The sequence below is a fragment of the Flavobacterium sp. GSB-24 genome, assembly GCF_027924665.1.
Taxonomy (GTDB): Bacteria; Bacteroidota; Bacteroidia; order Flavobacteriales; family Flavobacteriaceae; genus Flavobacterium.
On sequence record NZ_AP027043.1, the window covers coordinates 4,821,988 to 4,843,014 of the forward strand.

Consider the following 21,027-nt stretch of genomic DNA (forward strand, 5'->3'; position numbering starts at 1 on the left):
ACCAGAAGCAAGAAACAAGAAGTAAGATTTGAAGAACTTTTATCATCTTGCTTCTTGACTCTTGCTTCTCACATTTCACATTTCACATTTCACATCTCACATATTTACTAATTCCGTATCTTTGAAATCTATTATCAAACCAAACAATGACTACACCTTTTCAAAAAGCAAGCGAATGGATTGATGCCGAAAACGCTCAGGATCCAAACATTGAAATCGATCAAAATACAGAATATCCGAAAGAATTATTGTATTCTAACAGAATGTACGACAGACTAATGCAGTTTGAACCAAATGCATCAGAAGAAATTCAGATCGCTTCAAAGGCACAGCATATCTGCCGATGGAAAGTTGCCCGAGAATCGTATCCAATGGATCGCGTTGGTTATTTAAGATGGAGAGAAGAATTAAAAAAATTCCACGCCAAAACTACTGCCGAAATTCTAGATAAAGCAGGTTACGACCAGACTTTTATTGATCGCGTTTCGTTTTTAATTGAAAAAAAGCTGCTTAAAAAAGACGCCGAAACCCAATTACTGGAAGATGTAATTTGTCTTGTTTTCCTTGAATATTACTTAGAACCTTTCGTTCATAAACACGATGAGGAAAAACTAAAAAATATCATCAAAAAAACCTGGGATAAAATGTCGGACAAAGGACATCAGGAAGCCTTAAAAATCCACTATTCCGAAGAAAATTTAAATCTTATAAAAGCCTCTTTAGGATTGTAATTCAATTATATGAAAAAAAGCAGTCAGGAAGAAGATAAAATCACTTTCAAAAATTTACGCCGTCTGTATTTTTTTGCACTTCTTACTATTGCTTTAACTATAATTGTAAGTCAGATTTTAGTACAATACAATCTGAACCAGCAGTTAAGCGATTCTAAAATCATTAATTTCTCAGGAAAGCAAAGAATGCTGAGTCAGAAAATCGTAAAAGAAGTTCTGATTCTCCATTATGTTTCTGACACCGCTTCTGCTAAACAAATTTCACATTTAAAAAGCGTTTTATCACTGTGGAAAAAGAACCAAAATGCACTTGTAAACGGCAGTGACAGCTTAGCTTTTCCTAAAGAAAAAAGCGAGACATTATATAAATTGTATCTAGAAATCAATCCGATTTTTAATAAAATTGCCCAAACAACCGATGCATTTCTATCAAATTTAAAACAGAAAAAACAAACTTCAGAAAATCAAAAACTGGTTCAGATTATTCTTGAAAACGAAGGCATTTTCCTTTCTAAAATGAATCAGATTGTAACGCAATACGATCTTGAAGCACACGAAAAAGTAACCGAACAACGCCGAATAGAATATTGGATTTTTGGCTTTACACTTTTGGTTTTACTATTAGAGTTCTTCTTTATTTTCAAACCCACAAATAAGAAAATCGAACGCTTAATTGCTAAACTTCTTTCTTCCGAAAAGAAAGCTTTAAAACTGGCATACGACACCGAAATACTTAGCGAAATCAAGGAAAACTCGGTTAAAGAATTAAAATCACTTAACTATGCAATGGAAAATACCCTTCTCTATTGCCGAATTGCACCCGATGGTTCGATCATACATATTGGCGAAAAATTTGCCAAACTGCTCAATTATACCAAATTTTCATCCAACAAAAAATTCTCAGAAGTTTTAACCGTTGACGAAAAAGAACAATCCAATTTTGACCGCCTGATATTTGAAAAACAGCGAAGCGGCTGGCAGGGTGAAATAAAAATTATCACCAAAGAAGATTTCGAAATCTGGCTTGATCTGTCTATGGTTCCCGTTATGATTAAAAAAGACGAATTAGAACTTCTAATTGTCTGCTTCAACATTACAGAACGCAAAAAAGCACAACGCGAAGTCGAACGTTTAAACCTTGAAAACACCACCGAAAAAATCAATCAGCAAAAGATTATTTCAAGCAAGATTGTTGAAAATCAAGAAAACGAGCAAAATCGAATCGCGAAAGAAATCCATGACGGAATTGGCCAGATGCTTACAGGTTTAAAGTTCAGTCTGGAAAGTATTAATTTAGATGACAGAGAAAAGTCGGAACAAAAAATTGAGTATTTAAAGAAACTTTCACTTGATATTATAAAAGGTGTCCGTACGGCAACTTTCAACTTAATGCCGCCAGAATTAAGCGATCACGGAATCGTTTCTTCGCTGGCAAAACTTACGCAAGAACTTTCCAAACTAACGGGAAAAGAAATCCTTTTTTACAACAAAACCGATTTCGACCAGCGTTTGGATTCTCTAATCGAGATTAATATTTACCGTCTTACGCAGGAAGCCATCAACAACGCCATAAAATACGCCGAATCTTCTCATATTATTGTGCAGCTCTCACACAGCGAAACGCTCCTCAGCATCATTATCGATGATAACGGAAAAGGTTTCGACATGAATTCAGTCGACAAAAAACGCAACAGCGAATCTGGAATGGGACTTTTATTTATGAAAGAGCGCATACAATACGTTAACGGCCGCGTTTTCATCAATTCAATTCCTGGCGAAGGAACGAGAATCACTTTTAATATTCCAATTCTTAAATGAGATAATGTGGTAATTAGAAAATGGGATAATTAGAAAATTTACCTAAGCGTCCAACTTTCCATTTGTCAGGCTGAGCGAAGTCGAAGCCACCTCAATCTCAATCGACAATTTTGCAGACATTTTTTGCGCGGGCTTCGACTTCGCTCAGCCTGACAAACTTTATATGGTCTAAAAATCTAATCACAATCTTGTCATCCCGAGGACCGAGGGATCTGCGCAAGAAACTCAGCAATCTAAATCGGCAACCTTTGTCGAATTCCGTGTGTGATCTCTCGTTTCTAGAAATGACAAACTTTACGATTAAAAAAATTGAAATTTGATATCGTCCTTGATATTGAAATTGTCCTTGATATTGCAATTGTCATTGACATTGCATTTTTTTCTAATGATTTTTTAATGTTGGAATTTGGAATTTCAAAAAATTGAAATTTTAAATAAAAAAAGTACGTATATTAGCGTCTTCTTTATAGATGAATATACGTAAATATCCAGAAATCAAATTAAGTAAATTATGAGTAATAACATTCGTGTAGTGCTTGCAGATGATCATGTTTTTGTTAGAGACGGAATCAAATCTTTACTAGAAAACGAAGCAAACATTGAGGTTGTAGGCGAGGCAATAGATGGTGCCGATGCGCTTGAAGTAGTTGCAGAAAGCAAACCAGACTTACTTATAGTAGATATTCGTATGCCAAACTTAACTGGTATAGAGGTAGTAGAAAAACTTAGAAGCGAAAATAACGACATCAAAATTATAATGCTTTCGATGCACGAATCGGAAGAATATGTTTTGAAATCTATAAAAGCTGGTGCTGATGGTTATTTATTAAAAGGTTCAAGCAAAGAAGAATTTTTAAAAGCGCTTCATAGTGTTGCGGCCGGCGGAAAATATTTCAGCGGTGATATTTCTTCTATTTTAATAAGTCAATTAACGAATTCATCTACATCATTAGAGCCCAAGCAAAATTTAGGAGAAGAAATGATGATCACTAAAAGAGAAAAAGAGATTCTAACTCTTTTATTATCTGGAAAAGGAAACAAAGAAATCGCCGAAGCTCTTGATATCAGTAAACGTACAGCTGAAGTACACCGATTTAATTTGATGAAAAAACTAAAAGTTAAAAACTTGATGGAACTTTCGAATAAAGCTGCAGAGTATTCTTTAATCTAAAAAATACGTATAAATACGTAATTATTTTTCAAAAACTGCGTTTTAGCATCTTTTAACTAAGTTATAGTACTTAATTTTACTAAAAAATATAAGTGCTATGAAAAATACAAACTCATTATCGCAATCACACAAAATCTTATTTTTGAACACATTGGCTTTTACAGTGTGTTTTGCCTGCTGGACATTAAATGGGGTTTTAGTAACCTTTTTAGTAGATAACGGAATTTTCCACTGGAGCGTTGTTCAGGTTGGATGGTTACTTGGAATCCCAATTTTAACGGGATCTATTATGCGTCTTCCAATTGGTATTCTGACCGATAAATTTGGAGGGAAATACGTTTTTTCACTTTTACTGCTTCTCAGCTCAATTCCGTTGTTTCTCCTTCCCTACGCCGACAGTTTTTTCATGTTTGCTTTACTAAGTTTCTTTTTCGGAATGGTCGGAACCAGTTTTGCAGTCGGAATCGGCTATACATCAATCTGGTATCCAAAAGAATGGCAGGGGCGCGCTTTAGGAATCTTCGGAATGGGAAATGCAGGCGCAGCTATTACAACCTTTCTTGCACCTTCATTATTAAATCATTTTTCAATTGGTGATCCGCAAAATGGATGGAAAATACTTCCTGCGATTTATGCTATTTCTTTAGTTATTATCGGAATCGCATTTCTAATTTTTGCCCAAAATAAAAAAATAGAAAACAGCAACAAAACTGTTTCACAAATGCTGATTCCCCTTAAATCGGCTCGAGTTTGGCGTTTTGGAGCTTATTACTTTTTAGTATTTGGCTGTTTTGTAGCGTACTCGCAATGGCTTTTACCAAACTTTATGAATGTTTATCAAACCAGTTTGGTCATGGGCGGTTTGTTTGCTACCATGTTTAGTCTTCCTTCTGGTGTCATTAGAGCCTTTGGAGGTTATTTGTCTGATAAATTTGGAGCCAGAAAAGTGATGTACTGGGTTTTAGGTTCTTCTGTAATCTTAAGCGCATTATTAATGGTTCCGAAAATGGAAATCACTACTGCAGGACCAGGAATATTAGCAGCCAAAAAAGGAGTTGTGAAAGAAATCAACGAAAAAATCGTAAAAGTGGGTGACAAAGAATATCCAATTATACAGAAAGCCTCACTTGTAAATGAAAATGCTATATTCCCAACCACTTCGAGCTGGCAGAATGTTGTAGTAGCTCATAATCAAAATGTTGCCAAAAAAGAGTTAATCGCAAAAGGAATCACGGTTATTAAATTTGATGCCAACATGTGGGTATTTTTAGTATTAGTGATCTTAATCGGAATTTCATGGGGAATTGGCAAAGCGGCAGTTTATAAGCATATTCCAGAATATTTCCCTACTGAAGTTGGTGTTGTAGGCGGAATAGTGGGAATGATTGGCGGTTTAGGAGGCTTTTTAGGCCCGATTATTTTCGGATATCTATTAACTGCAACTGGAATATGGTCAAGTTCATGGATTTTTATTTTACTTTTTTCTATAGTATGTTTAGTTTGGATGCATTACACTATAACACAACTAGCTAAGAAAAAAGAAGTTACAATAAACAAAGTAATATTAGAAGCAGCAGCTTAAACGTAGATTAAAAAATAATTAGAAATATGATTTAAGGCCATAGTAAAAACAGCTTTTTCTTATAAATTTACCTTCGATAAAAACATAAAAACCTTATGAAAAAACTTAAACTAATTTTAATACTTATCGTAGGATTAAGTTTCGAAATTCAGGCTCAGGAGTTAGATGTGAATCTGCAGATTCGACCGCGTTTTGAATACCGTAATGGTTACAAAACCCTGATCCCTGAGGGACAAAAAGGAACATCTCAAATATCACAGCGTTCCCGTTTAAATTTCAATTATAAACAAGAAGATTTAATTGTAAAATTAACTCTTCAAAACACCAGAACCTGGGGCGATGTTGCACCAACAGCAGTTGCTGATAAAAATGGAGTTGCCGTTTTTGAAGCTTGGGCACAATATAATTTTACAGAAAAATGGAGCGCAAGAATGGGACGCCAAGTTCTTTCTTATGATAATCAGCGTATTTTTGGAGAACAAGATTGGGGACAACAGGCACAAAGTCATGATGCACTTACTGTAAGTTATCATACAGAAAAGCAAAAATTTGATTTTGGAGGCGCCTATAATTCTACTGCCGAAAATACTTTCCAAACGCCTTACACTGTTGCCACATATAAAACTTTGCAATATGCCTGGTATCACAATCAATTTAATGAAAATTTAGGTTTGAGTTTCTTATTATTGAATACTGGTTACGAATATGCCAATGCCAATGCCAAATTACTAGTAGATTACAAGCAAACTTTTGGGCCTTACCTTACTTATAAAACTGGTAAAATAGACAGCAATTTTTGGGTATACGGACAAACTGGAAAAAGTACAGATTTACAAGTAAGTGCCTGGAATGCGGCGGCAAATTTTGGATATCAAATTACCGAATCTTTCAAAGCCGGCTTAGGATATGAATTTTTGTCTGGAAAAGATTCAAACGACGGAAGCTCAGTTATTAAATCGTTCAATCCGATTTTTGGAACTAACCACGGCTTCAATGGTTATATGGATTATTTTTATGTTGGAAACCATTTAAACAATGTAGGTTTACAAGATGCTTTTATCAAATTAAATTACAATATTAATAAATGGCAGTTTGCTTTAATGCCTCACGTATTTTTAGCTGCTGCTGATGTAGTTACGCCTTTAAACGAAAAATTAGACTCTTATTTAGGGACGGAGGTTGATGTTACTTTTGGCTATAATTTTAAAAAAGACATTACAGTTACAGGAGGTTATTCTCAAATGTTTGCTTCAAAAACAATGGAATTTATAAAAAATGGAGATGCCAGCCATACTAATAATTGGGCTTGGTTAATGGTTTCTGTGAATCCAAGAATTTTTAGCTGGAAAAAATAATTTTTCTACAAAATTAAATTATATTTTTTACCCTTTTCCTATTTCGGAAAAGGGTATTTTTTTTTCACCTAAAAGAAACTTGATATATAGTTTAATTAATTATATTTGAGCCGATTATGAACCCCAAATTCTATCCTAATGAAACCATTTTTAAAATTATCAATGTTAACTTTCATTGTAGCCCAGCCTGGCATTGCCCAAAAATACAATGATGATTTAATTTCAAAAAACTCAGAAATAAATTTTGCAAAAACGCAAAAAAGAGGAATTAAAAAAAACAACATAGTTTATTATGTTGAAAAGGATTTACAAACCATATCTGCTTACAAAAGAAGCAAATTGAAATGGCAGACCAATGTAATTTCTGCTTGCGGAGAACCAAAAAAAGGACAACCTGAAATTAGATATGTAGGTTATAATTCAGATAAACTGCTTATCGTAATGGGAAAACATCATTTTGCAGAAATTGACATAAATAGCGGCGTAACAACAATCGTTGGTTAAGATTAAAAATAGAGAGATTTTATAAATCTGAAATTTATACAGTACCCTTTTTCCAAATAGAAAAAGGGTATTTTTTTTAATTTGGGAGGAATTTATTTTACTCTTTAATCGCTATATTTGAGATAGAATAATTTAATAGTCTAATGAAACTCATCGCATGGAATTGCAACATGGCATTCAGAAAAAAAGCAGCTTTCATTCTCGCTCACAATCCTGATATTGCTGTAATTTCGGAGTGCGAAAGTCCTGAAAAATTAAAATTCCCAAACGGCGTACAAACTCCAAATGACATTATTTGGTACGGAGCCAATCTGAATAAAGGAATTGGTGTTTTTTCTTATAGTGACTACCGACTTCAATTATTAGACTGCCATAATCCAGACTTTAAAAATATTTTGCCCATAGCCGTCACAGGCGGAAAAGTTAATTTTACTTTGTTTGCTGTTTGGGCAAATAATCCCGCTGATAAAGATGGCGCTTATGTAACTCAAGTGTGGAAAGCAATTAATTATTACGACGATTTAATCAAAGAGACGAAAACAATCTTAATTGGCGATTTCAACAGCAATACGATTTGGGACAAACCGAGACGAGAAGGAAATCACACGACGGTGGTAAACAAATTAGCAGATAAAAATATTTTCAGCACCTATCACAAATATTTCAATCAAATTCAAGGCAAAGAAGCACATCCAACTTTGTATATGTACCGACATGAAAACAAGCCTTATCATATGGATTATTGCTTTGTCTCAAATGATTTTATAGAAGTTTTAGAAAGCGTTGAAGTGGGAAGTTACAAAGATTGGACTTTGTACAGCGACCACAAACCTTTAATCATTAAATTCAATATATAAACCATGAACAACTGGACAAAAAGATGGGACGACCGCTATAGCAGTGAAGAATTTGCGTACGGCGAAGAGCCTAATAATTATTTAAAAGAACAACTGGAAAAATTAAGTCCCGGCACTGTTCTTTTTCCTGCCGAAGGCGAAGGACGAAATGCTGTTTTTGCCGCAAAATTAGGCTGGAAAGTTTCGGCTTTTGATATTAGTGAAGAAGGAAAAAACAAAGCTATAAAACTTGCAGAAACAAATAATGTTTCTATTGATTACCAAGTTGGTGAACTGGAAACACTAAACTTTCAGCCAGGACAATTTGATACACTTGCTTTGATTTATGCGCATTTTCCTGCAGCAATTAAATCTGAAATCCACAAACAGCTGGATCAATTACTCCGCGAAGACGGTATTATCATTTTTGAAGCTTTCAGCAAAAAGCATTTAGAATATCTTGCCATAAACGAAAAAGTGGGCGGACCAAAAGATATTGAATCGCTTTTTTCAATTGAAGAAATCAAAAGCGATTTTCCGAACTACGAAATCATTGAATTGGAAGAAAAAGAAATTGAACTTAATGAAGGTTTATTCCATAACGGAACTGGTTCTGTAATTCGATTTATCGGCAGGAAAAAATAAATTTAATACGAGTAGAGACGCACTGCAGTGCGTCTCTACAGTCAAAACTTTAGCATCCTAACAACTTAGAACCTAACATCAAAAATATTTATGCTCCATAATTTCGGAGCGTAATGTGGCAACTTCTAGAATTCCAATTCGTTTTCCAACTGTTTTAATCAACGCTTCTTTTTTAAGAGTCGAAATTACTCGAATTGCCTGTTCCTCTGTGGTTCCTGCAAAATCGGCTATTTCTTTGCGAGAAAGATCGATATCAATTAAACCATCGATTTGTCCAAATTTTCGATGTATGTAAAGCAATAAATCGATCACACGTTCGCGGACATTCATGTGGGCAATTTTGCGAATGTTGTTTTCACTTTTGTTTAATTCATCGGCATAAAACAACATAAGAGCGTATGTAAATTCAGGAACTTCTTTTAAAATTTCCAGCATTGTTTCGTTACTGAAATTACACAGAACAGTATCTTCTAAGGCATAAGCTCCAATTAAATACTTTTGCCCCGTTCCAAATCCGCGAAAGCCAATTATGTCTCCATTTTTTGTCAGGCGGACAATTTGCTCACGGCCGTTAATGCCCGTCTTTACTGTTTTCACTTTTCCTTTGCAGATAAAATAAAGTCCATGCAGCGGTGAACCTTCCGTAATAAAACGATCTGATTTTTTACAAACTAGATTTTGTTTTTTCGAAACATACTGCGTCATCTGTTCTAAATGCAAGTGTTTCTTTATGAAACAATTTTCATTGGTACAGGAATAACAAATAATTTGCTCTTCTTTCATGACTTTTCATTTTTAGCAGATTAAAAACTAATTTGTTGTTTGTCATTTTACTGCATCAAAAATAAAAAAATAAATTTAAAAATTAAGTATTTATACGTAAATAATACTTATTTTTGTTTACGTATTCATCTAGAGTGAAGCAGATTCGATAAAGTAGTATTCAAAAACAGAATTGTAATGCAAAATACAAAGATCAAAACCACCTGTTCCTATTGCGGCGTTGGATGCGGCATAATCGTAACTAATGATACCAAAAACGGTGTAATGGTTGAAGGTGACAAGGACCATCCTGTTAATAAAGGAATGCTGTGTTCTAAAGGAATGAATCTGCACTACGTAGTTAACGACACATCTGATAGAATTCTGTATCCCGAAATGCGGGGCAGTAAATCTTATCCGCTGGAACGTGTCAGCTGGGATACCGCTCTTGACCGTGCTGCTGCTGTTTTCTCTTCTATCATCAAAAAACACGGACCAGACAGCGTTGGTTTTTATATTTCTGGACAATGTTTAACAGAAGAATATTACTTAGTAAACAAACTTGTAAAAGGATTTTTAAAAACCAATAATATCGATACCAATTCCAGACTCTGCATGAGTTCGGCTGTTGTGGGTTACAAAAAAACTTTTGGAGAAGATTCTGTTCCAATTGCTTATGATGATATTGAATTGGCTGATACTTTTTTAATTACCGGGGCAAATCCTGCTTGGTGCCACCCTATTCTATTCAGACGACTTGAAAAACATAAAGAGAAAAATCCGAAAATAAAAATAATTGTAATCGATCCGAGGCGGACAGACACTGCTGCTTTCGCCGATTTGCATTTGCAGATTATTCCAGGTTCTGACATTATTTTATATCATGCCATTGCCAAACGAATCATCGAAAAAGGCTATGTCGATCATGATTTTGTAAAAAATAATGCAGAAAACTTTAAACAGTATAAGGATTTAGTTTTAAATACCTCTTTAGAAAAAGCTTCTAAACTCTGTGGAATTTCTGTAAGCGATATTAAACTGGCGGCAGACATTATTGGTAAGGCAAAAGGTTTTATTTCGCTTTGGGCAATGGGTTTAAATCAAAGTGCTGTTGGGGTTGATAAAAATACGGCTTTGCTGAATTTATCTTTGTTAACGGGACAGGTAGGAAAACCAGGTTCTGGACCCTTTTCATTAACGGGTCAGCCCAACGCAATGGGCGGCCGCGAAGTGGGCGGAATGGCAACACTTTTGGCAGCACATAAAGATATTGCAAATCCGACGCATCGAAAAGAAGTTGCAGATTTTTGGGGTGTTGACGAAATTTCAGATAAACCTGGATTGACAGCAACTGAAATGTTTGAAGCATTGGAATCGGGAAAAATGAAAGCAGTTTGGATTATTTGCACCAATCCATTAGTGAGTTTACCCGATTCCAGAAGAGCTGAAAAAGCACTTAAAAACGCCAAATTTGTTGTGGTCCAAGACATTTCTCATAATGCCGATACAGCCAAATTTGCCGATTTATTATTGCCTGCAGCGGGATGGCTGGAAAAAGAGGGAACGATGACCAATTCTGAACGTCGTATTTCTTATTTACCAAAAGGAATTAATGCGCCGGGAGAAGCGCTTCCAGATATTGAAATTCTAATTCGCTTTGCGAAAAAAATGAATTTCAACGGATTTAATTTCAATGGCGCCGAAGAAATTTACAAAGAACATTGTGCACTTACGAAAGGAACCAACATCGATATTTCGTTCTTAAATTACAACCGTTTAAAAACCGAAGGGACTTTTCAATGGCCGGTTCCAGATTATGGACATCCGGGAACACCTAGATTATTTACCGATAAAAAATTCTATACGCCTTCTGGAAAAGCTATTTTCAACCTTCCTGTTTCTATCGAAAATACATCCGTACAGCCAAATGCGGAATTTCCTTTTATACTAACAACAGGACGAATTCGCGATCAATGGCATACGATGACCAAAACGGGAAAAGTATCGAGGTTGTTAACACATATTCCGAGTCCTGTTTTAGAAATAAATCCGATTGATGCTTTTAAAAACGATATTAAAAACGGTGATATTGTTACTGTTACCAGCAAAAAAGGAGAAGTCCGTGTAAAAGCAAAAGTGACAGACTCTATAAAAGAAAAAGTTGTTTTTCTGCCAATGCACTGGGGAAAACAATTAGAAAATGATCTAAATCGAACCAATAATTTAACCAATACAGTAGTCGATCCAATTTCAAAAGAACCTGATTTTAAATTCACTACTGTTTCCATTACCAAATATGTAAAACCTTTCCAGAAGATTGCAATTGTTGGCGCCGGCGCTGCTTCTTTCCGATTCATTCAAAATTATCGTGAATTCAATACAACTGATGAAATCATTGTTTTTTCGAATGAAGTAAATCCGTTTTACAACCGCGTTTTACTTCCAGAATATATGACTGGAGAATTCAGCTGGGAACAATTATTAAAAGTAAAAGACGGCGAAACTTTTAATAAACTAAAAATCACCATGAAAGCTGGAGTTTCTATTGATAAAGTAGATACTAAATTAAAAACAATTGTAGACAGTCACGGTGAGACACATACTTTTGATTCTTTGATTTTAGCGACTGGAAGCCGTCCTTTTGTGCCCGAAAATGCACAATTACATCTTCCAGGACGATTTACCGTAAGACGTAAAGAAGATGCAGATCGTTTAAAAAGACATCTCGACAGCACCAATCTTCCTCCAGAAGAACAGCATGTTGTGATTATTGGCGGTGGATTATTAGGTTTGGAATTAGCTGCAGCTTTAAAACATAAAAAAGTAAAAACTACAATTGTTCAAAGGGCTTCACGTTTAATGGAACGCCAGCTGGATCGAATTTCAAGTAAGCTTTTGGCAGAAGAAGTACAGCTTCGTGATATTCAGATTTATTTTGATAATGAAGTGAGCACGGTTTTCGAAACGGATAATCCGAATGAGATTGAAATAGCTTTAAAGAGCGGTAAAATCATCACTGCAAATGCAATTGTGTACACGATTGGAACAATTCCGAATATTGAAATTGCGCGCGAAAGCGGTCTTGCCTGCGGACGCGGTGTAAAAGTCAATCAGTATTTACAAACTTCAAATCCCGATATTTTTGCTATTGGAGAAATAGCTGAATTCAATAATAAGTTATTCGGAATCACTTCTGCTGCCGAAGAACAGGCCGATATTCTGGCTAACTTTCTAGCGGGCGATATCAGCAGTTATTACAAAGGTTCGATTTTAATGAATATTTTAAAACTGGAAGATATTAATCTTTGCAGTATTGGTGATATTGAAATCCCCGAAAACGACGATTCATACGAAGAAATTGTTTTTTCAGACTTGAAAAAACGTTACTATAAAAAATGTATCGTAAAAGATGATCTTTTGGTCGGCGCGATTTTGATGGGCGATAAAAACGAATTTGCCGAATTCAAAACGATGATCGAAAGCAAAATAGAATTATCAGACAAACGAAATTTATTACTCAGAGGAAGTTCAAATGCAAAACCTGTTTTAGGAAAACTAGTTTGTTCCTGCAGTCAGGTTGGTGCTGGAAATATAGAAGAAACTATTAAAAGCGGCGTAAACGATTTTACCGATCTATGCAAAAACACTGGCGCAGGATTAGGATGCGGCAGCTGTAAAACAGAGGTTAAGGAGATTCTTGCGAAGTGTAGATGAGTTTTTTTGTTTCAGGTTTCAAGTTTCAAGTTGTTGGAACGTGCATCTGAAACCTGAAACCTGAAACTTGAAACCTAAAAATTGAAACTAAAAAAAATGGAACTAACAAGATTAATAGTAAAAGGAGGCGTTATTTCGCCGGGGGAATTACGAGAAGTAATTGATATTGCATTGGAAGAAGGTCTCGATTCCATTTCTTTTGGTTCCAGACAGGATATTATTTTTCCGCAAGGTTTTAAATCATTGGACAAAACGACTTTGGGCAAACATCACTTTGTTTATCCAGATCAAAAAAGCGGGAATAATATTGTTTCTTCTTATGTTTCGACAGATATTTTTAGAAATACAAACTGGCTTACTGGAAATCGTTTTTTATATATTTTAGAAGAATTTAAAGAACAGCCCAAATTAAAAGTCAACATAACAGATCCAAAACAGCAGCTTGTTCCTTTATTCACAGGTCATATAAACTTTATTGCTTCAGAGCACGAAGATTACTGGTATTTGTATATTCGTCTTCCCCAATGGGAAAAAATGCAGGTTTACCCTGTTTTAATTTACAGCTGGGATTTGGCCAAAACCTATTACGAAATTGAAAAAATAACCGACGAAACTGCCATAGATATAGAATTACTTTTTACTTTGGTCAGTGAAGCATTAGATACTAATAATCGAACAATTGATAAACCTTTGAAAGTTCCTTTTTATCCGTTTCCGTATTACGAAGGAATGAATAGAATGGGGATAGATCAATATTGGCTGGGATTATACTGGCGTAATAATTTGTACGATCTCGATTTTTTAAAAGAAATGTGTGATTTGTGTTTTGAATGCAAGATCGGTAAAATCTGTATCACACCTTGGAAATCATTCATTATTAAGGGAATTCCGAAAGACCGCAAATTAGAATGGGAAAAATTTTTAGGTAAAAGAGGAATCAACGTCCGTCATTCTTTACTAGAATTAAACTGGCATTTGCCTGTTGCAATGGAATGGGCATTGAATCTCAAAACATTTCTGGTGCGAACACTCGACCAATTTGACATCAGCACATACGGATTAAACTTTGGAATTGCAGAATACAATCGTGATGGCCACTATTTTACTTCGATTGTAATCGAAAAAAACGAACTTCCTGCAGCTTTAGAATCAATCAAAATCAGAGATACTTATAATGTTCTTTTTGCTAAAAATTTCGACCCAAACACACGAGAATATATTGTACATTCTCAGGATATTGACAAACTAGAACTGCCGACAATTTTAATTGAATTAAGCCGAAAATATTTTGAAGAGCTTGGAAATTCAACAATAGAAACAACAGAGAATCCGCAGAAAAAAGAAAAACCACAATTAGATATTTATCAATGTCAGGAATGTTTAACGCTTTACAATTCTGAATACGGAGATGAAACTCAGGGAATTCCAAAAGGTATTTTGTTTGAAAATCTGCCAGAAACATATTGCTGCTCTCTTTGCGAAGCTCCTAAAAGTAATTTCAAAACTTTGGAAGCCGTTGAGCATTAGCTTTTTCTACAAAAAACTTAACATTTGGGTATTCAAAAATTGCGTATATTTAGCTTAACTAAGAATTTATATCCAAACATTGTACTCCAGCTATTGTTTAGCTCTTAGTAATCGTCTATTTTACTCAATAAAAATACAGTTATGATAAAGAGAACAACTAAAACCCCTGCTGTAAATACTACCGATATTCCAGCAGAAACAATTGTAGAACAAACTACAGAAACACAGCCAGAAGCAAAATCCACCGTTAGAAGAACAACCAGAACTGCTGCAAAGACAACAGCTGTAAAAACACCCGCAGCAGTTAAACCGGGAGCAAAAACACCTGTGAGAGCGGCAGTAAAAGGAGCACCTAGAGCAACCGTAAAGAAAGAAGCAATAACACCTGAAAATACAGAACCTATTGTTTCTGAAATTGTTGAAATCCAGACAAATGATATTCCAGTTCCTTTTGAAGCAAACCAACCAGTTGTGACAATTGAAAAAATTGGTAAAAACAATGATATAAAATCAAAGCTGAAAGCTAAACTTAAAGCTAAAAAAGAAAAAGAAAAGAAAAGAGAAAAAGCGATTAAAGCTGTTATCAAAAAATTAGAAAAAGCTAAGAAAGCAAAACTAAAAGAAGCCGAAAAGAAAAAAGAAAAAGCAAAAAAAGAGAAGGCAAAAAAAGCTAAAAAAGCAGCAGAAAAAAAAGCTAAATCCAAGAAAAAAGCAAAGGCTAAAAAGAAAAAATAATTACTGAAGAAAAGGTTTAACTTTAGGGTTGAGCCTTTTTTTTTAAAATAAATGCATGTATGAACATCAAAAAAAAGATACTAATTTCGTGTTCCGTAAAAGGCTTCCACTCCGCTCAGCCTGACAATCGTTAAAACAATTTGTAAATCGCAACTATCAATTCACAACTCACAATTCACAACTCACAACTCACAATTCACAATTCATAATTAAATAACCTATCCCCCAATCGCAATCATACTGCGATTATCAAAGTGTTTTTTTGGATCGTCCATTTCGTCAATGGTAACCATTCCAGCGCGGACTTTCTTTTTATTTTGAATGGATTCTGAAATCAAATCTGCAATTGATTCTCCATTTCTAAAAGCAGTCAATAAATCAGTTTCAGAATTAGAAAAAAGACAGTTTTTTATTTTCCCGTCTGCCGTCAAGCGGATTCGGTTGCAGCTGTCACAAAAAGGATTTGTAATAGAACTTATGATTCCGAAATCACCTTGAAAACCTTTTATTTTGTAATTTCTAGAAGTAAAGTTTTTTTCGTTTTCTAATTTTTGAATTTCATCTGAAGAAAAAGCATTTTCTACCAAAGATAAAATCTCTTTTTGTGAAACCATTTTGCTCCTGTCCCACTCGTTCCCTGCAAAAGGCATGAATTTAATAAATCGGACAGAAATAGGCAGAAACTGCGTCAGTTTAACAAAATCTACAATTTCGTTATCATTAAATCCTTTGATTAAAACCACATTTACTTTTACCTTAAAATCATTATTCAAAAGCAAATGCAGATTGTCAATTACTTTCTCAAACTGATTTCTAAGTGTTATCGAATGAAATTTCGACGAAACTAAAGTATCTAAACTCAAATTAATCTTTTGGATTTTAAACTGTTTTAAAACTTCAATATTACGATCAATTAAAATTCCGTTAGTGGTTATCGAAAGTGAGATATTTAAATCTGATAATTTAGAAACTATTTCTGGAAAATCTTTTCTTAATAAAGGTTCTCCGCCCGTTAATCTTATTTTGTCAACACCATTTTTTACAAAAGTCTGAGCGATACCAAAAATCTCTTCAGCCGTCATTAAACTGGCTTTTGGAGAAAGCGCAATTCCATCCGCCGGCATGCAGTACGTACAACGCAAGTTGCATTTTTCCAGTAGCGAAATGCGTAAATAATTGTGTTTACGCCCAAAAACATCCGTCAAAATAGTGTTAGAGGCTGTCATGATTTTTTCCTTTTAAAATATGAAAGACGTGCATAACGTGTGGAAACACAGCATCCATCGACTCTTTTACTCCATTTGTTGACCCCGGCAGTGCCAAGACCAAACTTTTACCCAACGTTCCAGCGACACTTCTTGAAAGCATTGCATAAGGCATTCTCTGTTGTCCGTAACTGCGTATTGCTTCTTCGATTCCAGGAATTCTGCTTTCTAAAATCGGCGATAGCGCTTCTGGAGTTACATCTCTTGGCGATAAACCTGTACCTCCCGTAAAAATAACTAACTGATGATTTTTTGCGAAAGCTTTTGTTTTCTCTTGAATTATATCCAGTTCATCTGGAATGATTTCATAATGAGAAGTTTCGACTCCGTAAGAATCTAATTTTTCAACAATTGCTTTTCCGGAACGATCTTCTTTATCACCCGCAAAAATTGAATCGGAACAAACAAAAACAGCTGCTTTTATCGCGGTTGGAAATTTATTTTTAAAAGAAGATTTTCCCCCTTCTTTATTGACTAATTTGATTGTCGAAATTTCAATTTCTTTATCTATTGGTTTCAGCATATCATACATTGTGAGCGCCACGATAGATGCGCCGTGCATGGCTTCAACCTCAACTCCCGTTTTATAAACGGTTTTTACATTGAATATGATCTGAATTTCCAAACCTTCAATTTTATATTCCACCGAAGTAAATTCAATTGGAATTGGATGACAATCCGGAATAGATAAATGTGTATTTTTAACCGCAAATAACCCCGCGGTTTTTGCCATTTCAAGCACATTTCCTTTTGGGACCAAATTATTTACCACAGCATCAATCGTTTCCTGTCTGCTGACTTTTACAATTGCGGTTGCGGTTGCTTTTCTTAATGTACTTATTTTATGTGTAATATCTACCATTAACTATTTTGTTTCCAAGTAAATGTATCGTTTTCAAACATTTCTTTGCCAAAAATCGGAACGTCGGTTTTAATCCAGTTTACGATGGCTTCTGTCGCTTCATAAACTTGTTTTCTGCGTGTTGCCGAAACAAACACGAACAAACAAATTTCGCCTGCTTTTACAACGCCCAGACTATGGTAAATGTGCATGCAGGTTAAATCGAATTTAGCAAAAGCTTTTTCGCGAATCGTGTACAAAGCTTCATTTGCCATATCGGTGTACGCTGAATAATCAATCGCTACTACAGTATTATCGTGAATGACATCGGCACGAACTTGTCCTAAAAAAATATTGTGCGCACCAATCGTATGTTTGGATTGATGTTTAGCGATAGATTCCGCTATAAACTCAGGAGCAATTGGCCCTTCTACAAATACATTTTTACTCATTTTTAAATTTTTTTAATAAGGACTTTAAAAGCCATTCATCAAACTTTTCAATTCCTTTGTTCTGCTAATGGTAAGCTGCATTCTACAATCTGCGTACATTTTATTTGCTATAACACCACCGTCACCTTCAGAATAGCATTTAAATTTACAATTTGAATCTCTAAATTTTATCCAGTCTTTTTGAGCAGCAACTAAAGCTGTCTGATCTTTTGTTCCTAATTTATTTTTCAGCTGATTATAAACTTTATTCAATTCTTTATCTGCTTTATCATAAGCTTCATAAAGCTCTGTTTCACCAGTAGCATCAACTTGGTTTTGTGAAAAACCGAATTGAGAAAAACAAAAGAATAAAAACAATCCGAAAATAACTTTTTTCATAGTAGCTATTATTTATTAATTAGAATGGATTTTTCATGCAACGATTCTTTCATTGCTAAAGCACCTCCAGCAATACTTTTTATATTTTTAAATTGATGTTTTTGAAGTAATTCTACTGCAATTTTACTTCTAATTCCCGATTGGCAGAAAATATAAATGGTTTGATTTTTATCTAATTTTTCAATCTCATTTTCTAAATTCATTAAAGGAATCTGGATTTGATTTTTTAAATTGATTTTTGGTGATTCATCAGTATTTCTAACATCTAGAAATAAAACGGCATCGTTTTGTTTTTCACCCAAAATCAATTCAAAACTTACTTCTTCGGTTTCCGATTTATTGTATTTTTGGTCGAATGCTTCTCTGGTTATTATTTGAAAATCGCTTTTTTCAAAATCATATTTCTGCTGTTCGTTATTTAGAATATTATAAACTAATATTTTACCGCTTAAAACTTCTCCTATACCAAGAATCATTTTCAAAACTTCGTTTGCCTGAAACATTCCGATAATTCCAACGGAAACTCCGATTACTCCGGCATCTTCACAATTCAAAGCATTATTATTTTCCTCGGGATACAAACATCTGTATGTTGGCCCATTTTGATAATTGAAAACTGAAACCTGCCCCTGAAATCTAAAAATCGATCCATAAACCATTGGTTTATTTAAAACCAGACAAGCATCATTAATTAAATATTTAATTGAAATATTGTCTGTTGCATCGACAATTATATCATATTCTTCGAATAAATTAAAAACATTCTTCCCTGATAATTTCTCTGAAAATGCTTTTACTTTTACCTGCGGATTCAATTCTGAAATCATCAGTTTGGCTTCTTTTGCTTTTGATTTTCCAACAGCCGAAGTTTTGTAAATAACCTGTCTATGCAGATTTGAAATTTCAATACGATCATCATCAATAATTCCGATTTCGCCAACTCCTGCTGCAGCCAGATAGGGCAGAATTGCCGCGCCTAAACCTCCAGCTCCAACAACCAAAACTTTCGATTTCAGTAATTTGTATTGTCCTTCCTCTCCTATTTCAGGAAGAATTATTTGTCGGTTATATCGATTTGATGTTTCCATATGTATTTATCCTCCTGCAAATGGCGGCAATAATGCAACGATATCACTTGCGATCAAAATGCGGTCTTTAGTTTTTGAAACTATTTTTTGGTTCACAGCTACGCTAAAACTCAATGATTCAAATTCATATTTTTCGTCTAAATCCTGCAGTAATTTTTGCAGTGATAATTCTTCGGAAAAAGACAACTTTTCGAATTCACATTTTGTTTTTTCAGCAACAGCTCCAAAATATTTTACCTCGATCATTCTTATAAATTTAAATTCTGAAATATAAATTCGTCATCAAAATGTTCTTGAAAATACGAAATCCAGCTTGACGTATTTCGCACTACTTCTCCAATAACTATAATTGCCGGTGATGAAATCTTTTTTTCAGATACCAATTTACTAATTGTATTGATAGTTCCAATTACTTTTTGCTCTGAATTTTTAGTTCCATTCTGAATAATTGCAATTGGCAGGTCATCCTTTCTGTTTTCCTGATAGATAGAAATGATTTCCTCTAATTTATGCATTCCCATTAAAATGACAACGGTCGCAGCCGATTTTGAAGCCAATTGAACATCTTTTGATAATTTATGATCTGAAGTTGTCCCGGTAATTACCCAGAAACTTTCGGCGACTTTACGCTGCGTCAAGCTGATTCCGACCGATGCAGGAACTCCTAAAGCAGATGAAATTCCAGGAACAATTGCCGTTTCGATTCCAAATTGTTCTGCAAATTCAATTTCTTCACTTCCTCTCCCAAAAACAAAAGGATCACCGCCTTTTAAGCGGACAACATGTCCATATGTTTTTGCCATACTCACAATCAAATCGTTGATCTGATCTTGTGTGTAGGCGTGACAGCCAAGACGTTTTCCAACAAAAACAATTTCTGCATTTGCTGCGTAGTTTAATAATTCCTCGTTAACCAAAGCATCGTACAAAACTGCGTCTGCATTTTTCAGTGCTTTTATGGCTTTAATTGTGATCAATTCGACGTCTCCAGGACCTGCGCCTACAATCGTCAATTTTGGTGTTTTTAAGTTTCGCATAATAATTAACTTAAATTGATATTGAGGTCATCTAATTCGTCCATTGAATTAATATTGGTTAAAGGAAAATTTTCGCTTTCTTCTATTTTTATAATCTGATGCGGTAATTTGGCTAACAAGTCCATCATTTTCAATTCATCAGAATCGATTGCTTCTTTTATTACCGGAACAATATTTTTCGAGTAAATACCAATTAAAGGATGTGTTTTACTTTCTGAAGCAAAAATTGTAATTCCCGCCTCTTTCGTATGTTTTGATATTAACTCCTGCAATAATTCGGTTGAAATCAAGGGAATATCACAACTTAAAATCAGATTAAATTCGGTTTCAGAATGAGATAATGCTGTGTAAATTCCACCCAGCGGACCTTTATCTACAATCAAATCTGGTATTTTTTCATATTCCAGATAATCATAGTTTTTAGATGCTGTGATTAATTTTATTTGATTTGTAATGGGCAGAATCGCCTGAATAATGTGATCAATGAATGGTTTATCCTGAAACAAAACCAATCCTTTTTCTGACTGCATTCTTGAGCTTTTTCCGCCGCAAAGAATAAATACTGTTAGTGCTTCCATGACTTTTT

Annotated in this window: 20 protein-coding genes; 11 read left to right on the top strand and 9 right to left on the bottom strand. The window is 34.6% G+C overall.

Annotated elements, in window-relative coordinates; all coding sequences use genetic code 11:
* The first annotated feature begins 146 nt into the window (after positions 1-146).
* From QMG60_RS20295 to QMG60_RS20330, 8 genes are all read left to right on the top strand, one after another.
* Positions 147-731 (top strand): DUF4202 domain-containing protein, encoded by a 585-nt coding sequence (locus tag QMG60_RS20295; RefSeq protein WP_281866211.1) that lies wholly within the window; start codon positions 147-149, stop codon positions 729-731.
* 9 nt (positions 732-740) lie between these two features.
* On the top strand, positions 741-2,549 hold the full coding sequence (locus QMG60_RS20300) for an ATP-binding protein (protein WP_281866212.1): 1,809 nt from the start codon (positions 741-743) through the stop codon (positions 2,547-2,549).
* A gap of 511 nt (positions 2,550-3,060) precedes the next feature.
* Positions 3,061-3,720, top strand: a complete 660-nt coding sequence (locus QMG60_RS20305) for a response regulator transcription factor (protein WP_057116570.1) — start codon at positions 3,061-3,063, stop codon at positions 3,718-3,720.
* Between the two features lie 97 nt (positions 3,721-3,817).
* The gene (locus QMG60_RS20310; protein WP_281866213.1) at positions 3,818-5,302 is read left to right on the top strand and encodes an MFS transporter; all 1,485 of its coding nucleotides are present in this window, start codon (positions 3,818-3,820) and stop codon (positions 5,300-5,302) included.
* 95 nt (positions 5,303-5,397) lie between these two features.
* Positions 5,398-6,657: an alginate export family protein gene (locus tag QMG60_RS20315; RefSeq protein ID WP_281866214.1), complete on the top strand. Its 1,260-nt coding sequence runs from the start codon at positions 5,398-5,400 to the stop codon at positions 6,655-6,657.
* A 138-nt stretch (positions 6,658-6,795) separates the two neighbouring features.
* Positions 6,796-7,161, top strand: coding sequence for a hypothetical protein (locus QMG60_RS20320; RefSeq protein ID WP_057116573.1), 366 nt, complete (start codon positions 6,796-6,798; stop codon positions 7,159-7,161).
* Positions 7,162-7,304: 143 nt separating this feature from the next.
* Positions 7,305-8,018: an endonuclease/exonuclease/phosphatase family protein gene (locus tag QMG60_RS20325; protein ID WP_134140055.1), complete on the top strand. Its 714-nt coding sequence runs from the start codon at positions 7,305-7,307 to the stop codon at positions 8,016-8,018.
* A 3-nt stretch (positions 8,019-8,021) separates the two neighbouring features.
* Complete coding sequence (locus tag QMG60_RS20330; protein WP_281866215.1) at positions 8,022-8,642, top strand: class I SAM-dependent methyltransferase; 621 nt, start codon at positions 8,022-8,024, stop codon at positions 8,640-8,642.
* A 78-nt stretch (positions 8,643-8,720) separates the two neighbouring features.
* On the opposite strand, the gene QMG60_RS20335 is transcribed toward QMG60_RS20330, so the two are convergent.
* A complete protein-coding gene (locus QMG60_RS20335; protein ID WP_281866216.1) occupies positions 8,721-9,425 on the bottom strand; it encodes a Crp/Fnr family transcriptional regulator in 705 nt (234 codons plus the stop codon).
* Between the two features lie 177 nt (positions 9,426-9,602).
* On the opposite strand from QMG60_RS20335, the gene QMG60_RS20340 reads away from it, so the two are divergent.
* The 3 genes from QMG60_RS20340 to QMG60_RS20350 all read left to right on the top strand — a co-directional run bounded on the left by QMG60_RS20340 (position 9,603) and on the right by QMG60_RS20350 (position 15,380).
* The gene (locus QMG60_RS20340; protein ID WP_281866217.1) at positions 9,603-13,118 is read left to right on the top strand and encodes a nitrate reductase; all 3,516 of its coding nucleotides are present in this window, start codon (positions 9,603-9,605) and stop codon (positions 13,116-13,118) included.
* A 96-nt stretch (positions 13,119-13,214) separates the two neighbouring features.
* Positions 13,215-14,645 carry a rubredoxin domain-containing protein gene (locus QMG60_RS20345; RefSeq protein ID WP_281866218.1) on the top strand — a complete coding sequence of 477 codons (1,431 nt, stop codon included), beginning with the start codon at positions 13,215-13,217 and terminating at the stop codon, positions 14,643-14,645.
* Positions 14,646-14,786: 141 nt separating this feature from the next.
* A complete protein-coding gene (locus QMG60_RS20350; RefSeq protein WP_281866219.1) occupies positions 14,787-15,380 on the top strand; it encodes a hypothetical protein in 594 nt (197 codons plus the stop codon).
* A gap of 218 nt (positions 15,381-15,598) precedes the next feature.
* Here QMG60_RS20350 and moaA read toward each other — a convergent pair whose 3' ends face one another.
* The 8 genes from moaA to QMG60_RS20390 are packed head-to-tail and all read right to left on the bottom strand — an operon-like array spanning position 15,599 to position 21,019.
* Complete coding sequence (moaA, locus tag QMG60_RS20355; RefSeq protein ID WP_281866220.1) at positions 15,599-16,606, bottom strand: GTP 3',8-cyclase MoaA; 1,008 nt, start codon at positions 16,604-16,606, stop codon at positions 15,599-15,601.
* Positions 16,593-17,507 carry a bifunctional molybdenum cofactor biosynthesis protein MoaC/MoaB gene (gene moaCB / locus QMG60_RS20360; RefSeq protein ID WP_281866221.1) on the bottom strand — a complete coding sequence of 305 codons (915 nt, stop codon included), beginning with the start codon at positions 17,505-17,507 and terminating at the stop codon, positions 16,593-16,595. Before moaCB ends, moaA begins: the two co-directional genes overlap by 14 nt.
* Positions 17,507-17,938 carry a molybdenum cofactor biosynthesis protein MoaE gene (locus QMG60_RS20365; RefSeq protein ID WP_115888586.1) on the bottom strand — a complete coding sequence of 144 codons (432 nt, stop codon included), beginning with the start codon at positions 17,936-17,938 and terminating at the stop codon, positions 17,507-17,509. The genes moaCB and QMG60_RS20365 overlap by 1 nt, the downstream gene beginning before the upstream one ends.
* A gap of 24 nt (positions 17,939-17,962) precedes the next feature.
* On the bottom strand, positions 17,963-18,316 hold the full coding sequence (locus QMG60_RS20370) for a lysozyme inhibitor LprI family protein (protein ID WP_248727574.1): 354 nt from the start codon (positions 18,314-18,316) through the stop codon (positions 17,963-17,965).
* Positions 18,317-18,324: 8 nt separating this feature from the next.
* On the bottom strand, positions 18,325-19,404 hold the full coding sequence (locus QMG60_RS20375) for a HesA/MoeB/ThiF family protein (RefSeq protein WP_281866222.1): 1,080 nt from the start codon (positions 19,402-19,404) through the stop codon (positions 18,325-18,327).
* Between the two features lie 6 nt (positions 19,405-19,410).
* Complete coding sequence (locus QMG60_RS20380; protein WP_113679477.1) at positions 19,411-19,650, bottom strand: MoaD/ThiS family protein; 240 nt, start codon at positions 19,648-19,650, stop codon at positions 19,411-19,413.
* 2 nt (positions 19,651-19,652) lie between these two features.
* On the bottom strand, positions 19,653-20,441 hold the full coding sequence (gene cobA / locus QMG60_RS20385) for a uroporphyrinogen-III C-methyltransferase (protein ID WP_281866223.1): 789 nt from the start codon (positions 20,439-20,441) through the stop codon (positions 19,653-19,655).
* Between the two features lie 5 nt (positions 20,442-20,446).
* Positions 20,447-21,019: a molybdenum cofactor guanylyltransferase gene (locus QMG60_RS20390; RefSeq protein WP_281866224.1), complete on the bottom strand. Its 573-nt coding sequence runs from the start codon at positions 21,017-21,019 to the stop codon at positions 20,447-20,449.
* Between the last annotated feature and the right edge of the window lie 8 nt (positions 21,020-21,027).